This window comes from Pseudoalteromonas sp. L1 (assembly GCF_021728095.1).
Classification (GTDB): Bacteria; Pseudomonadota; Gammaproteobacteria; order Enterobacterales; family Alteromonadaceae; genus Pseudoalteromonas.
The window spans coordinates 288,895-305,032 of the sequence record NZ_JAKKCT010000004.1; the positions used below are offsets into that span (position 1 = coordinate 288,895).

Genomic DNA, 16,138 nt, shown 5'->3' on the forward strand with positions numbered 1-16,138 from the left:
GCCCGCTAGCTAAACTCTTCCCACGATGCAGAATTCAGCGTCGCACTGAGGCTTCATATCAACACATAACTTAGTAAGAATGGTTAAAAATAAAAACCCAGTGAAATGCTGGGCTTTTTACGGGGTGATAAGATGACTAACGCTTATTTGCGCGTTAAGAACATGGCATCGCCATAACTAAAGAAACGATACTGTTCTTTAATCGCCGTATGGTAAGCACCCATTATGTTCTCTTGGCCTGCAAAGGCACTGACTAGCATGATTAACGTTGATTCAGGCAAGTGGAAATTTGTTACCATGGCATCAACCACATTGAACTGATAACCTGGGTAGATAAAGATATCGGTATCACCAAAGTAAGTATCAAGTTTACCGCCATGTACTTTAGCAGCAGATTCTAACGAGCGTACTGATGTAGTACCTACGGCAATGACGCGACCGCCTTTTGCTTTGGTTTCGGCTACCGCTTTAACCACATCATCAGGTACTTCAATGTACTCTGAGTGCATTACATGCTCATCAACTGAGTCAACGCGCACAGGCTGGAATGTACCCGCACCGACATGCAAGGTCACAAATGCCATATTAATGCCTTTCTCTTTTAAAGCGGCCATTAATTTGTCATCAAAATGCAGGCCTGCAGTAGGCGCGGCAACAGCACCAGGCTTTTCACCATAAACCGTTTGGTAGCGCTCACGATCTGACTCGTTATCAGGGCGGTCAATATAAGGTGGTAATGGCATGTGGCCGATGTCGTTTAGGATATCAAGGACATTTTCGTCTTTGGCAAATTCAAGCTCAAAAAGCTCGCCATGACGTGCAACCATGGTTGCTTCTGCCTTACCTTCAAGAATGATTTTTGAGCCTGGTTTTGGCGATTTGCTAGCTCGCACATGCGCAAGCACACGGTGCTCGTCGAGTACACGCTCAACCAACACTTCAAGCTTACCACCTGACTCTTTTTGCCCAAACATACGCGCAGGGATCACTTTGGTGTTATTAAAAACCAATAGGTCATTTTCATTAACAAGCGATAAAATATCGCTAAATACTTTGTGCTCTACTTGACCGGATGGGCCATCAAGCGTGAGTAAACGACTGCTTGTACGGTCCGCTTTCGGAAAACGAGCAATTAATTCATCTGGAAGGTCAAAGCTAAAGTCGGCCACGCGCATAGAGTGTATCTCTTATAAATAAAAACGCGCCAAGTTTACTCTGATACGCTCACTACCTCAAGCAAACCCAAGCGCATATTGACCTAGGGTAAAAGTCGTGCAATTTTAACAGGCTTATTAGCCATTTTAGGTAAAGTTTGCTTGTAGATTAGACAAAATGTCATTATTCTAACTTATTCATTAAACATGGGTTAAGTTAAGAGGTAGTAGCGCCATGGCAAAGCAGTTGAAACTGCTAATTTTAAACGCTAGCGTTGCAGAACGTGAGACAATTAAGTCAACACTCAATAAACTTAACGTCTTTTCGTTTATTGAAGTAAATGACTCTCAAGACGCGTTAAAAATCCTCAAAACTCACCCTGTGGATATTATAATTACAGGTCTTGAAGTCGGAAAAATAGACGGTTGGCGCTTCTCTCGCATGATCCGCTCTGGGCTATTAAAAACACCGAAAAATACCCCCATTTTACTTACGCCGCCGATTTATTGTGAGCGTATTGCTGAGACCACAGCTCGCAGTTACGGTATTGATGCTGTATTACCATTTGAACGCCAAGATATGCTGCCACAAGTGTTAGCGAATGTGCTTTCAACTCATTTAGAAAAAAGTAGTCGGCTTAATTTATTACTTCTCGAAACTGATAACAGCAAAGCGCACAGCATTACTGAGCAACTTAAATTGAGCTTTGCAGTGACGCATACAACGTCGACAAAAACAGCACTTGCTACTTACTTACAGCAAAAGTTTGCAATTGTGTTGATTGATGCAACTCAGTCTCAGTCTGATCCTGCTGGCACGTTAATTAGTGAAATTTTGCAGCATAATCCAAAACAGGCGATCGTCACCATCATTGATAACAATGATGCGGATTACGCGGAGCAGTTGTTACTTTCTGGCGTTACTGATTTTATTCGTGCGCCTTATGATCAGTCTTTATTGAGTAAAGTGTGTGATCATGCAGCGCGACGTGAAGACTTTATGGTGAGTTATGCTGAGTTTGCTCAAAAAGTGGAGCAATTAAGTCAAAGCCAAAGCCGTTATAAAGAACTGTTTTCAGCTCACCAACGTATTTTGCTTCACCTTAATACTGTTGTGCTTGAGTTTGATCAACAAGGCCATATTCGCTTTATAAACCCGGCATGGGAAAGCCTGACTGGCTACGGTATAAAATCAAGTTTAGCGAAGTCGCTTGCTGACTTTTGCCTACCTGAGTGCCAACACAAATTACAAGATACAGTGCAAAGCATTTTGCATGGCGGCGCACAACAGCAGCAAGTTGAAATACAACTTAAGCATAAAAATGGCAATGCTATTTGGGTTGAGTGCCGTATGCAACTGATCAAAAATAGCCGCAACTCAGCCACCATCACGGCGACGATAGATAATATTCATGAACGCAAACAAGCTGAGTTACAATTACGCCACTTAGCCCTACATGATACATTAACTGAGCTGCATAACCGTTACTACTTTGACCAGCAATTACAACGTATTTGCCAAGCTAAATATACCAATAACGATGTAGAGCACGCACTGATATACATCGACCTAGATCACTTTAAAATCATCAATGACAGTAAAGGTCATCAGCAAGGTGATATTGTTTTAAAAGAAGTGGCTCAGTTATTTACAGCCAATATTAGCGAAGAGCACTTAGTGTGCCGTATTGGCGGTGATGAATTTGCAGTTATATTGAAAAATACGACCCTGCTCGATGCTCACTTAGTCGCAGAAAGTATTTGTATGGCGATTGAAAAGCATCAATTCCATTCTGAAGGACATGTTTACTCAATTAGCTGTTCAATTGGTCTGACGCAGATTACTGCACAAAACAACGACCCAAGCGAGTGCCTTAAACAAGCTGATATTGCGCTTTATGTAGCAAAAAGCCTAGGCCGAAATTTAGTGCATTGCTACTCAAAAGAAGACAGCAGCCATAATAACTTGCAAGCGGGTTTAGAGTGGGGACATAGTATTCGCCAAGCACTGCAGCATGATTCAATTGAGCTTCATTATCAGCCAATATGGGACTTTAAACGTAGCCATGTAGCCTATTTTGAGACCTTATTACGTTTAAAGCTGAATGATGAACTGGTTTACCCTAATCAATTCATTCCAGCATTAGAGCTACTTAATGATACGTATTTGATGGATCAGTGCGTTATTAAAAATGCAATTAAAAGTGTTGCCGAGTACCCTGAGCTGAATCAAATCGCCATTAACTTATCGGCGCAATCATTTTTAGATGAGCGCTTATTACCACATATCGAATCAAGCTTAGCAGAATACAACGTTGAGCCAACGCGTATTATTTTTGAGATCACTGAATCAGCCAGTATTAATAATCTAGCCGCAACCAGAGCAATGATAGAACGCCTTAATAGTTTAGGCTGTCATTTCTCTATTGATGATTTTGGTACAGGTTTTAGTACCTTTAACTACCTTAAACAACTACCCGCACAGCATGTTAAGATTGATGGATCATTTGTACGTGACATGCTCAACGACCCCATCGATTTAGCGTTAGTGAAAGCAATTAATGATATTAGCCGCTCTCTAGATAAGCGCTCAGTTGCTGAATATGTTGAAAATAAAGAAATATTTTTAGCACTAAAAGAAATAGGCATCGATTACGGGCAAGGTTACTTTATTGCCCGTCCAGTACCTGTTGAAAAAATTAATAGCGAGCTTGAAAGAATATCTACGGATAAACTTTTTAGCTAACAACTAGCTAGCAAACGCGCACCTAAAATTGATACATTTTTAAACAATTTTATTGGTTTTTTAACTTTCATCCTGATAATACTCATCTATAATTAATTCACACCAACACAAAATGTCACGCTTTTATGGTGATACAACCCAAAAAACATGACATTAATTATTAGATTATACATACTGAAAATAACTTAACATCGTTAAGTTCATGTATTATCGGTATAAAGGAGAAAGTGATGACACAATTAATCGTTTTGTTGCTGATCATTAACCTAGGGATAGCTTATCAATGTTACCGTAATGCAACTTTTAAGGGGTACCCAGTTAAAGTATTCACAAGCTTAGGGCTAGTGCCCTACTTTAATCTGGTTGTATGGGTTTACTTACTCTTCTTACCTAACTTAAAACCTTTTACAATGGATGAAAAGCAGCCACTATAGGCTGCTTTTTGTTAGTAAGGTTTTTACCACTTTAAAACTCATACTGAGTTGCGCGATTAAGTAAGGCATCTGCTTTAATATCACCCACCACACATTTTTTAATGTCTGATTTTTTAAACACTTTAATTTGTTCGCCCTTATTTTCGCTAATACCACGAATAATAAAACTAACATGTTCATCATTCGGCAGGGTTCTTAATCCACTACCGTAATCACATAAAGTCAGTGACAAGCTTTTATCCACCCGCTGTGTAAGCTCTGCCAACTGCTGTTTTTGCTCTGTAATACGTGCTTGTTTTTTTTCCGCTAACTCTTTACGCATTGCTTGTTGCTGTAAAGACAACTTTTGCTGCTGTTTTTCCAGCTCCTTAATTGATGCTTGCAGCTCTTTTTTGCGCTGTTCAAGCTCTTGTTCTTTGGCATCTTTATCGTGGCGGCGATCAAACTCAAGGTCACGTTTTTCACGCTCAAGATCACGAATTTCTCGACTAACATCACGCTCTTGCTCTGCAACTTCGCGCACACGCTCTGCGCTTTCACGCATCACCTCCATCGCGTGTTGATAGGCTTCTTGCGTTTTAACAACAACGGCATCGCTAATAACTTGTACATGTTCACCTAATACTTCAATTTCGCTGATCTCTTCAAAGTCAATGTCAGGCAGCGGCGGAAGTGGTGCATCGGGCACGGATGCGAATACACTTGACCAGCGAGAATGGCTTCGCACGTCAAAGCTAAATACCACACCTTGGTGCTGTAAATAACTTGCTGAGACATTTCTGACTTTGTTATCTGTATCCTGCTTTAGAGCCGCTGTTAGGATTTTTTCCATGATCCCGACTTCACGCTGGATTCGATCTAACTCTTCAGTACTTTGGGCAGACACAGGGTTGACTGCTATACCACATAACAATAGCACTGCGCTGGTTATCATGTTCTTTGACATTTTAATACTCCACATTGTTGGCAACGGTTGGCAATGGCCTGCCGTCCACTTGCTCTGCTAAATCATTCAACTGCATACGCAAATATGCTTGGTCTTGAGCACGCTGCGTTTTGATATACGCAAGCACGCTGGCAATATCTTCTTGGCGCTCTATTCGCCCTGTTTTGATTGCTTCTTTGGCTAGTTGATACATATGTTGCTGCTGTACTTGGTTTTGCGCCGTTAAAATATTTTGTAACTGATCAATTTGCTTTTGCTGCGACTCTAACAAATTCGTTTGCTTTGCCACTTGTTCAAGTAACTGCTGATTTCCTTGTTGCGGATTGCTCATAAATAGCCAAGCACATAATGCAATTGAGGCAGCCATCGCCCACATCCCTGAACCAAAAAACAGATGCGATTTTTGTACTTTTGGCATGCTTGATTCTCTGTCCCAGTGAGGAACGGGTACTGTTTCATACTCTTGGCTTTGCTGTTGCCACTTACTTGCATTGTTCATCATTAATGCATACTCAGCATTGGCTTGTAACAATTCAATTTGTTCGTCTGTCAGGTTTTCACCTTCTAACCATGCGGTAAATAATGAATCTAAATTAGCCATCTACGGCCTCCAAATGCACTTTTAACTTGCCCAATGCACTGTATAGTCTTGATTTAGCGGTATTGGTCGAAATACCTAATTGCTCAGCTATCTCTTCGAATGTACAGTGCTGAAAAAATTTTAACTCCACAACCAAACGTTGCTCCCAGGGTAAATTGTTCATCATCTCTTTGAGTTCATGATGCTGCTGGTATTGCAATTGATTAGTCTCTAATTCGCTATGCTCACAACTTTCTTCTGGCACACCATCCAAGCTTTGATGCAGTTTACGACGGCGATAATATTCAACACTACGCCTGTGCACGATTTGATAAAGCCAAGTATTGAAACTCGATTCACCACGAAAGCTCGGTAAACTCTTGTACACAGAAATAAATACTTCTTGCATCAAGTCCATTGCATCATCAGGATGGCTTAACATCCGTAAGCAATAGTTATATACCTGTGTTTCGTGTTGTTTGACTAATTTCAACCACGCTCGTTTATTGCCCTGTTGCGCCTTGGCAATTAATGTTTCAAGTGATTGAAAAAACACACTAGCCTCGTCATCTGATCTGCCTTTAATGGTTTTGTTATTATGTTAGTCGAGGGAAGGAAAAAAATAGTTTGTTTAAATAATAAAAAACCCCAAATTTTTATTTGGGGTTCTTTATTTGGGGTTCTTTATTATTCGTTACATTGACCGTCTAAGCTACATTGCTTATTAAGAAATAACTCCAACTGTTGACTAAATAGTCTGAAGTCCCTAATACGCCCAGTGGTTTTTCGCCACACAATACCTATGTCACGATAGGCATCAGCTTGTGAAGGTGTTGCGACCATCTCTTTCTTATCTAAAATGCCCGCATTGATCGCCATTTGTGGTAAGAAGGTAACACCAAGTTGATGCTCTACCATACTAAGTAAAGTGTGTAAGCTTGCTGCCTCAAACGGGTTAATACAGCTTGAGCGATTTAGATGGCAAGCACTTAATGCATGGCCTGTCATACAATGCTCACGTTCTAATAAAAAGACACTGGCATCGGGTAGTAAATTAAAATCTTCAACACCATTAGCTGGCGTGTAATCTTTATGGTGCACTAAGCTGAAGTGATCTTTGGCAAGCACTTGGGTGTGAAATTTTTCAGTATCGTACGGCAATGCGAGCAGTGCCATATCAATTTGCCCATGCTCTAACTTATCAAGTAATTTATCGCTGGTATCCTCAACCAAAATTAACTCTAACTCGGTAAAGGTTTGCTTGCAGAAATGATACAAAGGCGCTGCAATAAAACTGGCAATGGTAGGAATAACCCCTAATGTCAACGTGCCACTTAAGGGGGTGAGGAAGCTTTTCGTTAGCTCTTTTAAACTTAAAGTATCATCAATGATTTTACGTGCTTTCTCGACGACCTCTTCACCGATTGCCGTGAACATTAAGCTGCGATTTTCTCGCTCAATCAACTGACAACCCAGAGTTTCCTCTAGATTTTGAATAGCACTACTTAATGTAGATTGGCCAATAAAACACGCGCTCGCAGCACGACCAAAATGCTGATATTGATGGACTGCTAGTAAATACTGTAGTTGTTTAATACTTGGTAAGTTATTCATACTCTTTTTTACTACCTGCAAATAAAAAGACCCCAATACCTAGGGCATTGAGATCTTTTCAAGCTAAAAGTCTGTTAGTACTTTTTTATACCCCAAAGGCAGTTCTCAGTACGTAGAAAATAACAATAGCAAGGGCTGCGCCAACTGGCAATGTAATTACCCAAGAAACTACAATGTTTCTTACAACACCCATGTTAAGTGCCGCAATACCACGTGCCATACCAACACCTAATACCGCACCAACCAGCGTTTGTGTCGTCGAGATAGGTAAACCCGTACCTGAAGCGATAACAACTGTAGAAGCAGCAGCTAGTTCAGCAGCAAAACCACGGCTTGGTGTTAAGTGAGTGATACCTTCACCAATTGTTTTAATTACTTTCTTACCCAAAATAGCAAGACCAGCAACGATACCTAAGCCGCCTAACGGTAAAATCCACCATGCGATAGCCGCTTTCTTCGCGATTTCACCGTTGTGCTCCACAATATTAACAACAGCAGCAAGTGGACCAATCGCGTTAGCAACGTCGTTTGAACCATGTGCGAATGCCATACAACATGCTGTTAGTACCATCAGTACTGCGAACACTTTCTCAACGTTGTTGAACTGCATTTTCTTGTCAGCTTTAGGGTCGATTTTAAGACGCGAAATCGCAAACTTACCGATAATACCAACCACGACCGCAATGGCGATTGAAAGCGCATAGCCTTCAACGGCACCTAAGTTAATACCAATATGCTTCAAGCCTTTCTTGATTGTAACAAGTGACATAATGAAGCCCGCAAGACCCATGTATACAGGCACATAACGCTTGGCATTTTTAAGTGGTGCATCGGTATCAAAGATGAGCTTTTGCGCACTCATGAAAATGAGGTAAGCAATAAAGCCTGAAATTGCAGGCGTGACAATCCAACTACCTACAATGCCCATTACCTTATTCCACTGAATTGCTTCGCTACCTACCGCAACAAGCGCAAAGCCTATAATAGCACCGATAATTGAGTGAGTAGTCGATACTGGCCAGCCAAGGAAAGAGGCAATCAATAACCAGCTACCAGCAGCAAATAATGCGGCGATCATACCAAGAATCATAAGCTCAGGTATGTCTGCAAATGGCGCCGCGTCGATAATACCTTTACGAATGGTAGAGGTTACCTCACCACCGGCAAGATAAGCACCTGCGAATTCAAACACCATGGCAATGATGATTGCTTGTTTAATAGTAAGTGCTTTTGAACCTACTGATGTACCCATCGCATTAGCTACATCATTCGCGCCAATACCATAAGCCATGAAGAAACCGACTGCTGCGGCAATTAAAACTAAAAACGTGCCGTAATTTGCAATGATATCCATTGTGTGAAACCTTTAATTTTTCGTATTTGAACTGATTTTAAATTATCGAGCTAACATCAGCTCAAGACGAGAACCTACGCGCTCAGCAATATCAGCTAAGTCGCCAACCCATTCAATGATCTTGTATAAGAACATTGCATCAATAGGGTTAAGTTCATTTTCGACGGCGCGCAATTGACGGCGTATTTTAATTTGCATGTCATCCGTGTCTTGTTCAATTGCGTCCAACTCAACGAGCATTTTTTCAACTAAAGTAACTTCACGACCTTTAAAGCCCGTTTCTAATAGCTCATCTAGCTCATTAATTGCTTTTGATGCCTGTTTAGTTGCATCAACACAGCGAACAACATAAGCAAGGAAATCTTCTTGAATTTCAGCAGGAATAGTCATTTCTCGACCAACGACACGCCCTGCAATATCTTTCGCTTTATTCGCTATTTTGTCTTGTTGAGTAACAAGTTCAAGTAAATCGGTACGCTCGACTGGCATAAATAAGCCACGCGGTAGTTGAAGGCGAATATCACGTTTCATATCATCCGCTTCACGCTCTAAATTACGAATGTTTAGACGGATTTCTTCCGCTTCTTTCCACTCTTCTTTAAAAACGTGATTAAAGAAAGGGATCAAGGCCTTACTTGCTTGATGTACTTTCTTAATGTGATCTTCCATAGGCTTAATAGGAGATTTAGCAAATACCCCTAAAAATGCATTTGTAGGCATAACTGACCCTTTAATAAATTAGTATGCTTTGGCAGGTTCGAATTTTACAGCATTGTGTTCGATTGTGAACGCTTTTTCTGCCTTACATAACCAATAATAGACAAAGCGGCCACTGGGCCGCTCGGTTAAATATTGAAAAGTAGCGGATAATTTACAGCGACTTTTCTATATCCTCTTGAGATGTATGACGAATATCTTTGCCGTTAACAAAATAGATAATGTATTCAGCAATGTTTTGACAACGATCGCCAATACGCTCTAAAGAACGTACAGACCATACTAAATCCATAATTTTTGGGATTGAGCGTGGGTCTTCCATCATATATGTCATAATTTGACGTGTAATAGCTTCATATTCACGGTCAACTTTGGCATCTTCTTTGTGTACTTCAAACGCACATTGCACATCCATACGAGCAAATGCATCAAGTACATCGTGAAGCATTTTTGATACTAGACGACCCATATTTTCAATATTTACTAATAAGTCTTGCTGGTCTTTAGTGAATGAATCTAAAGCAACTTTTGCAATCCGTTCTGCTTCATCACCAATACGCTCTAAATCAGCAATGGTTTTGGCTATGGCAATGACTAAACGTAAATCACTGGCAGCTGGCTGACGACGAGCAATAATACGCGTGCACTCTTCATCAATGTTCACTTCCATCGCATTAACTTTATAGTCATTTTCACGCACTTTTTGCGCAAGTTCTGCATCACCATTGCTTACTGCATCTAATGCGCTATTTAGTTGCTGCTCAACTAGACCACCCATGTTTAAAACATGGTTGCGCACATTCTCAAGCTCTTGATTAAAGCGACCTGAAATGTGTTTATTAATGTTATGTTCCATTGTCTACCTCTATAAATTCGTTGACGTTCACTAAGCTAGGCAGTTGCTAGCCGTAACGGCCAGTGATGTAGTCTTCAGTTTTCTTCTTAGTTGGCGTCGTGAATAACGTGTTGGTATCTGAATACTCAATCAGCTCACCCATGTACATAAACGCTGTCTGATCAGATACACGTGCAGCTTGTTGCATGTTATGAGTAACAATAACAACGGTAAACTTGCTCTTTAAATCATTAATTAGCTCTTCGATCACTAACGTCGAAATTGGATCAAGTGCTGACGTTGGCTCATCCAGAAGAAGTACTTCAGGTTCAATAGCGATTGAGCGAGCAATAACTAGACGTTGTTGCTGACCACCAGACAAACCAAATGCACTATCGTGTAAGCGGTCTTTCACTTCGTCCCACAACGCTGCACCGCGCAAAGACTGTTCAACCACTTCGTCTAATTTACGCTTTTCTTTGATACCTTGTAAGCGTAGGCCATAAACAACATTTTCGTAGATTGATTTTGGAAATGGATTCGGACGTTGGAAAACCATTCCGACATTTCTACGAAGCGCTGCAACATCGACGTTTTTGTCATAGATATTATGGCCTTGAAGCAAAATTTCGCCTTCGATACGACAGCTATCAACCAAATCATTCATTCGATTGATACAACGTAAAAGTGTTGATTTACCACAACCTGATGGCCCAATAAACGCGGTTACTTGACCTTTCGGAATATTCATATTTACGCCACTTAGCGCTTGCTTATCACCGTAGTATAGATCTAAGTTTTTAATCTCTAATGCTTTTTGTTCAGCCGTTAGATTATCTAAATCGAGTTTTGCCGCGCTTTTTGCTTGGTTTACCTGTGGTGCAACTGTAATCATTTCTGTCTACCTATAAAAATTCTGTATTAATGCTCAAGAGCTCTAAACTTTTCGCGTAAATGGTTACGAATACCAATCGCAGTGATATTCAGGGCGATAATTACTGATACCAGTAAGAATGCCGTCGCATATACCAGCGGACGTGCCGCTTCTACGTTAGGGCTTTGGAAACCAACATCATAAATGTGGAAACCTAAGTGCATAAATTTTCTATCTAAATGTACATATGGGAAGTTACCGTCAAGTGGTAATGTTGGTGCCATCTTCACAACACCTACCAGCATGAGTGGTGCTACTTCGCCGGCCGCACGTGCAACCGCTAGGATTAAACCTGTCATAATCGCAGGGCTTGCCATTGGAATGATGATACGCCAAAGCGTCTCTGCTTTAGTTGCGCCAAGAGCCAATGAGCCATGTCGTACTGTACTAGGAATACGTGATAAACCTTCTTCTGTTGAGACAATAACAACAGGTAACGTTAAAATCGCTAAGGTTAATGCAGACCAAATTACACCCGGTGTACCAAATACAGGGCTTGGCGATGATTCTGGGTAAAATAGTTGGTCAATACTGCCACCTAACATGTATACGAAGAAGCCTAGACCAAATACACCGTAAACAATTGATGGTACACCCGCAAGGTTGATTACCGCGATACGGATCATCTTAGTTACTGCATTTTTCGCAGCGTATTCGTGTAAATAAATTGCAGCAACAACGCCAAATGGTGTCACAATAACAGCCATTAATAGTACCATAAAAACAGTACCGAAAATGGCAGGGAATACCCCCCCTTCCGTGTTCGCTTCACGTGGGTCATCTGATACAAACTTACCTAGTTGCGCAAAGTAATGACCAAGCTTAGCAAAGAAACCCATGTCATTCGGGAACCATACATCAAGCACCTGATAAAGAGGTAAAGTCACCACTTCACCACGCATGTCTTTAACTGTAACCTGATCACGTTTTGCTTCTTTACGTAGTGCAAATAATTGCTTTTCAAGTTCTGAATACTCAGCACGAAGTTCAGCACGTGCTTGTGCAAGCTCAGCGACACGCTCATCGGTAAGTTCATTATCAAGCTGGTATGCTTTTTCTTTTAAACGTAAACGCTCAAGTTCATAGTTAATGTGACCAATGTCGCCATTTTGTAGATCCAGTGCTTGGTCATTTAACTCAACTGCACGCTCCACAAGCTCATAAAGTACTTCAACTTTATTTTCAGTAATCACTTCACCATCTTTAAAAACCTGCTCGACATAACCGTAAAAATTACCATTTTTACTGCGTTCAAATACCGCTAATGCAGCAGGTGCAGTACGCGATTGAATATCCGTTTCCAATACCCAACGGAAATCCAGATCAACGTACTCACGGTTACCGGTTTTAATTAATAATCGCTCTAACTCGTCTTTTTCGTAATGAGATAAATCAACGCCCGTCGCTTCAATACGAGATTTTGGAACAAGTTCACGGTCATAAATTTCACCAATTACCGTTTGCTTGGCTACAGAACCCTGTAACTCAAGCTGCACAACTTCTGATGGCCAGAAAAAGCTTAAACCTTTCCAAGCAATCATGGCTAATAAGCCAAGAACCGAGATTAAACTGATGCTAACCGCACCGCCGGTCATCCAAATCCAAGGAGAACCAGACTTAAACCACTGCTTTACCATGTCGTGTCTCTCCACCTACATTGAACTATATTTATCACGCAGTTGCTGACGTACAAACTCAGCCACTGTGTTGAAAATAAATGTGAATATGAATAATACAAACGCTGCTAAGAATAGAATTCGATAGTGCGAACTACCTACCTCAGATTCTGGCATTTCTACTGCTATGTTCGCTGCAAGGGTTCTCATCCCTTGGAAAATACTCCAATCCATAATTGGTGTATTACCTGTAGCCATCAGTACAATCATGGTCTCGCCTACCGCCCGACCAAGTCCCATCATCACCGCCGAGAAAATACCAGGGCTGGCTGTCAATAACACAACACGAACAAGGGTTTGCCATTGCGTAGCTCCAAGCGCTAAAGAGCCATTTGATAAGTGCTTAGGCACACTGAATACGGCATCTTCAGCAATAGAGAAAATAGTCGGAATGACAGCAAAGCCCATTGCGATCCCCACAACAAGTGAATTTCGTTGGTCGAATGTCATGCCTAATTCGTTAGTCAGAAATTGACGCACATTACCATCAAACATCCAAAGTTCAATTGTGCCGCTCATAGCAAATGATAACCAGCCAATGAATAACACGACTGGAATCAATAGAATAGAGTGTGAACCTTCTGGAATGCGATGACGAATTGAGTTCGGTAACTTATTCCAACCAAAAGCAGTTAATAAAATCCCTAATGGTAAAAGAATTAATAAACCGATAATCGCTGGTAAGTGCTCTTCAATTAATGGTGCCAACCAAAGACCAGCTAAGAAACCAAGAATTACCGTTGGTAGTGCTTCCATGATTTCAACCGTCGGCTTAACCACTTTACGTAGTTCGCTCGACATAAAGTAGGCTGTATAAATTGCCGCAGAAAGTGCAATTGGCACGGCAAATAGCATGGCATATAACGCTGCCTTAATCGTACCAAATGAAATGGGTACCAATGAAAACTTAGATTCAAAATCATCACTGGCAGAGGTTGATTGCCAGATATAACCTGGCTCTGGGTAGCCTTCGTACCATACTTCTTGCCATAGTGCAGACCAAGTCACCTCAGGGTGTTCATTGTGGATTTCTACAACTTTTAATGCATCATCCGCTAAAATAAGCGCAGCATTTGAGCGTGGTGCAATTGCAAAGTTTTGAATTGGGCCGTCACTTACTTTACCTTGCCACAGTTTTGCATCACTTGTGGTGTAATAAATACCTAACTCACCGTTAGCACCTGCGGTGAAGAAAGTACGACGATAAAATTCAGTAAAAATATTTAACTTAGACTGTTTACTGGTTTCAAAAGCACGAATCTTTTTAAATTCACGGCCATCTTCTGTATTTACTTCAAACCACTGTGAGACTTCGCCATTATCATTAGCAAGCATTAACGAGTTAGCACCAGCTAATAGCTGAGTTGAAACAAGATTTGCGTTCTCTTCATTTGCAGCAAGCAATTGGATTTGCTCAACCTCTGAAGGGTAACGCGTATCGTAAACATAAATTTGATTTGCAGAGCGAACGAATGTACGCGTTGTATCTGGCGAAATTAATAGCTCATCAACACGTCCTTCAATATCAAGCTCAGTACGCTCAACAACCCACTCAACTTCGCCTGTGAACATATTTTCTTCACCCACAAAGCTGCTAAATAAAACGCGCTTGTCAGCCGTTAAAGCAACAACCGCAGTTTTATCTTCATAGTGGCTAAATGCAAATTTAGTAATCGCCGCACCCTGCTCATCAACCTCAAGGGCAATGTCACCTAAAGGATAATCTAAACGCGGTGTTAACTGGCGCTGATTATTCGGAAACGTGACTAAAAACTTTGGCGCTACGACAACCACAGAGCCATTTTCAAGACCATAAGCGTATTGACCTTGAAACGGTGCTGAGCTTGCAAAACTGCTCACATCGCTTGGTAATTCTGTATTAAGAGTGGTGATCTTCTTACCAAAGTGGTCTTTTTCAATATTGTAAAAGTCCACATTACCTGTTTCACCTAGTAAGAAAGCAACTTCGGTTTGCTCCTCCATGCCCAACCCTACAACTTGAGACGCATTCGTTAGCTTCACACTGTTACGTGTTTCCACTTTTGCTGACTCAAAAATAGGCTGAACAACATAAAGAAGGTAAAAGAAAATAAGTAACAGTGCTATCAGCACCATTACACCACCTGCGGAAATACCCCATTTGGCAAACCTGTCTTTAAATAGACGGCTTCTATCCGTATGAAAGGTCGGTTTACTCGGATTGGAAGTCATCAAAACACCCTTAAATCTTAACGTTGGGCGGATTATATTTCACCAAGATGACAGTATTGTTACAAACGTCATAATTGAGTGTAATAAACGACTTTATTTGGGGAGTTAACATCTTTTTAAAGTATGGCTTAAATCGTGCCATAAGAAAGTTCAATGTCTTTGACTAAGATTTTGTTATAACTAATCTTTTATAACTATATGAAAAAAATTGGACAAATACTCAAACAGCATCAATACTCAATATGACTTATTTTTCAATAATAAGAATCATTTTAACCAAAGCCTCCCTCCTTTTTCATTTTTTTCAGAGGCATTTTATAGAGATTTAAGCATGAAGCAGTTAGTAATCACCATACTTGGTCCCGATAAACCGGGGCTCGTTGAAGATATTTCGGCCACAATTTTAAGCCATCACGGCAATTGGCTATCGAGTAATTTAAGTCATTTAGCAGGTCACTTTGCAGGCATTATCGAAGCTGCTGTACCAGAGGAGCATTTACAAGAACTACAAGATGCTTTGCACGGTCTACCTCATTTAGAAGTGCGAATCGAGCGTGGTTCAGATATTCTTCCAGAGGTCTCAACGGAGCAAATTAATTTTGTAATAACAGGCAACGATAGACCTGGAATCGTACAAGAGCTCGCCAGTGTAATACGCCATAAAGGTGCAAACATTACACATCTGAACTCAAAACAGCAGAGCGCACCGAACTGGGGAGTCCCTATTTTTAGTGCTGTTGCAACGGTCGCCTTGCCTGTAGGCATGAACAAAGATGAAGTAATAACAGCGCTTGAGTCAATTACCACTGACTTGATTGTTGATATTGAGGATGCTTAAACCAAGTACCACTTCTACAACTTAAGCTAGATTAAGCGTGTCACAAAACTGACACGCTTGTCATACTTGTGTCATCTGTATCCTCTATCTTTTATTTAA

General features: G+C 40.9%; 14 protein-coding genes. 3 read left to right on the forward strand and 11 right to left on the reverse strand.

Annotated elements, in window-relative coordinates; all coding sequences use genetic code 11:
* Nucleotides 1-143: 143 nt before the first annotated feature.
* Nucleotides 144-1,175: a tRNA preQ1(34) S-adenosylmethionine ribosyltransferase-isomerase QueA gene (gene queA / locus L3V38_RS14250; protein WP_130151582.1), complete on the reverse strand. Its 1,032-nt coding sequence runs from the start codon at nucleotides 1,173-1,175 to the stop codon at nucleotides 144-146.
* Between the two features lie 214 nt (nucleotides 1,176-1,389).
* Here queA and L3V38_RS14255 point away from each other — a divergent pair, with 214 nt between their 5' ends.
* On the forward strand, nucleotides 1,390-3,900 hold the full coding sequence (locus L3V38_RS14255; protein WP_130151581.1) for an EAL domain-containing protein: 2,511 nt from the start codon (nucleotides 1,390-1,392) through the stop codon (nucleotides 3,898-3,900).
* Between the two features lie 230 nt (nucleotides 3,901-4,130).
* Nucleotides 4,131-4,334, forward strand: a complete 204-nt coding sequence (locus L3V38_RS14260; protein ID WP_062567226.1) for a hypothetical protein — start codon at nucleotides 4,131-4,133, stop codon at nucleotides 4,332-4,334.
* A gap of 31 nt (nucleotides 4,335-4,365) precedes the next feature.
* Here L3V38_RS14260 and L3V38_RS14265 read toward each other — a convergent pair whose 3' ends face one another.
* The 10 genes from L3V38_RS14265 to L3V38_RS14310 all read right to left on the reverse strand — a co-directional run bounded on the left by L3V38_RS14265 (nucleotide 4,366) and on the right by L3V38_RS14310 (nucleotide 15,201).
* The gene (locus L3V38_RS14265) at nucleotides 4,366-5,280 is read right to left on the reverse strand and encodes a hypothetical protein (protein WP_130151580.1); all 915 of its coding nucleotides are present in this window, start codon (nucleotides 5,278-5,280) and stop codon (nucleotides 4,366-4,368) included.
* A 1-nt stretch (nucleotide 5,281) separates the two neighbouring features.
* Nucleotides 5,282-5,881 carry a hypothetical protein gene (locus L3V38_RS14270; protein ID WP_237119813.1) on the reverse strand — a complete coding sequence of 200 codons (600 nt, stop codon included), beginning with the start codon at nucleotides 5,879-5,881 and terminating at the stop codon, nucleotides 5,282-5,284.
* The gene (locus L3V38_RS14275; RefSeq protein ID WP_062567223.1) at nucleotides 5,874-6,416 is read right to left on the reverse strand and encodes an RNA polymerase sigma factor; all 543 of its coding nucleotides are present in this window, start codon (nucleotides 6,414-6,416) and stop codon (nucleotides 5,874-5,876) included. Before L3V38_RS14275 ends, L3V38_RS14270 begins: the two co-directional genes overlap by 8 nt.
* A gap of 131 nt (nucleotides 6,417-6,547) precedes the next feature.
* On the reverse strand, nucleotides 6,548-7,474 hold the full coding sequence (locus L3V38_RS14280; RefSeq protein ID WP_237119814.1) for a hydrogen peroxide-inducible genes activator: 927 nt from the start codon (nucleotides 7,472-7,474) through the stop codon (nucleotides 6,548-6,550).
* A gap of 85 nt (nucleotides 7,475-7,559) precedes the next feature.
* Nucleotides 7,560-8,828: an inorganic phosphate transporter gene (locus L3V38_RS14285; protein ID WP_130151577.1), complete on the reverse strand. Its 1,269-nt coding sequence runs from the start codon at nucleotides 8,826-8,828 to the stop codon at nucleotides 7,560-7,562.
* Between the two features lie 42 nt (nucleotides 8,829-8,870).
* Complete coding sequence (locus L3V38_RS14290) at nucleotides 8,871-9,548, reverse strand: TIGR00153 family protein (RefSeq protein WP_130151576.1); 678 nt, start codon at nucleotides 9,546-9,548, stop codon at nucleotides 8,871-8,873.
* Between the two features lie 151 nt (nucleotides 9,549-9,699).
* Nucleotides 9,700-10,401 (reverse strand): phosphate signaling complex protein PhoU, encoded by a 702-nt coding sequence (gene phoU, locus L3V38_RS14295; RefSeq protein WP_062567219.1) that lies wholly within the window; start codon nucleotides 10,399-10,401, stop codon nucleotides 9,700-9,702.
* Nucleotides 10,402-10,447: 46 nt separating this feature from the next.
* Nucleotides 10,448-11,275, reverse strand: a complete 828-nt coding sequence (gene pstB, locus L3V38_RS14300) for a phosphate ABC transporter ATP-binding protein PstB (protein WP_062567218.1) — start codon at nucleotides 11,273-11,275, stop codon at nucleotides 10,448-10,450.
* A 26-nt stretch (nucleotides 11,276-11,301) separates the two neighbouring features.
* Nucleotides 11,302-12,951, reverse strand: coding sequence for a phosphate ABC transporter permease PstA (gene pstA / locus L3V38_RS14305; protein WP_130151575.1), 1,650 nt, complete (start codon nucleotides 12,949-12,951; stop codon nucleotides 11,302-11,304).
* Nucleotides 12,952-12,966: 15 nt separating this feature from the next.
* Nucleotides 12,967-15,201 (reverse strand): ABC transporter permease subunit, encoded by a 2,235-nt coding sequence (locus L3V38_RS14310; protein ID WP_237119815.1) that lies wholly within the window; start codon nucleotides 15,199-15,201, stop codon nucleotides 12,967-12,969.
* Between the two features lie 331 nt (nucleotides 15,202-15,532).
* Here L3V38_RS14310 and L3V38_RS14315 point away from each other — a divergent pair, with 331 nt between their 5' ends.
* On the forward strand, nucleotides 15,533-16,039 hold the full coding sequence (locus L3V38_RS14315; protein ID WP_062567215.1) for an ACT domain-containing protein: 507 nt from the start codon (nucleotides 15,533-15,535) through the stop codon (nucleotides 16,037-16,039).
* Nucleotides 16,040-16,138: the final 99 nt, after the last annotated feature.

What these genes read in the sequence shown, in the direction of transcription:
- L3V38_RS14265 (WP_130151580.1), bottom strand. Translation starts at nt 5,280, where the DNA reads ATGTCAAAGAACATGATAACCAGCGCAGTGCTATTGTTATGTGGTATA.
- L3V38_RS14290 (WP_130151576.1), bottom strand. Translation starts at nt 9,548, where the DNA reads ATGCCTACAAATGCATTTTTAGGGGTATTTGCTAAATCTCCTATTAAG.
- phoU (WP_062567219.1), bottom strand. Translation starts at nt 10,401, where the DNA reads ATGGAACATAACATTAATAAACACATTTCAGGTCGCTTTAATCAAGAG.
- L3V38_RS14285 (WP_130151577.1), bottom strand. Translation starts at nt 8,828, where the DNA reads ATGGATATCATTGCAAATTACGGCACGTTTTTAGTTTTAATTGCCGCA.
- L3V38_RS14280 (WP_237119814.1), bottom strand. Translation starts at nt 7,474, where the DNA reads ATGAATAACTTACCAAGTATTAAACAACTACAGTATTTACTAGCAGTC.
- L3V38_RS14255 (WP_130151581.1), top strand. Translation starts at nt 1,390, where the DNA reads ATGGCAAAGCAGTTGAAACTGCTAATTTTAAACGCTAGCGTTGCAGAA.
- pstB (WP_062567218.1), bottom strand. Translation starts at nt 11,275, where the DNA reads ATGATTACAGTTGCACCACAGGTAAACCAAGCAAAAAGCGCGGCAAAA.
- L3V38_RS14310 (WP_237119815.1), bottom strand. Translation starts at nt 15,201, where the DNA reads ATGACTTCCAATCCGAGTAAACCGACCTTTCATACGGATAGAAGCCGT.
- L3V38_RS14260 (WP_062567226.1), top strand. Translation starts at nt 4,131, where the DNA reads ATGACACAATTAATCGTTTTGTTGCTGATCATTAACCTAGGGATAGCT.
- L3V38_RS14315 (WP_062567215.1), top strand. Translation starts at nt 15,533, where the DNA reads ATGAAGCAGTTAGTAATCACCATACTTGGTCCCGATAAACCGGGGCTC.
- L3V38_RS14270 (WP_237119813.1), bottom strand. Translation starts at nt 5,881, where the DNA reads ATGGCTAATTTAGATTCATTATTTACCGCATGGTTAGAAGGTGAAAAC.
- pstA (WP_130151575.1), bottom strand. Translation starts at nt 12,951, where the DNA reads ATGGTAAAGCAGTGGTTTAAGTCTGGTTCTCCTTGGATTTGGATGACC.
- queA (WP_130151582.1), bottom strand. Translation starts at nt 1,175, where the DNA reads ATGCGCGTGGCCGACTTTAGCTTTGACCTTCCAGATGAATTAATTGCT.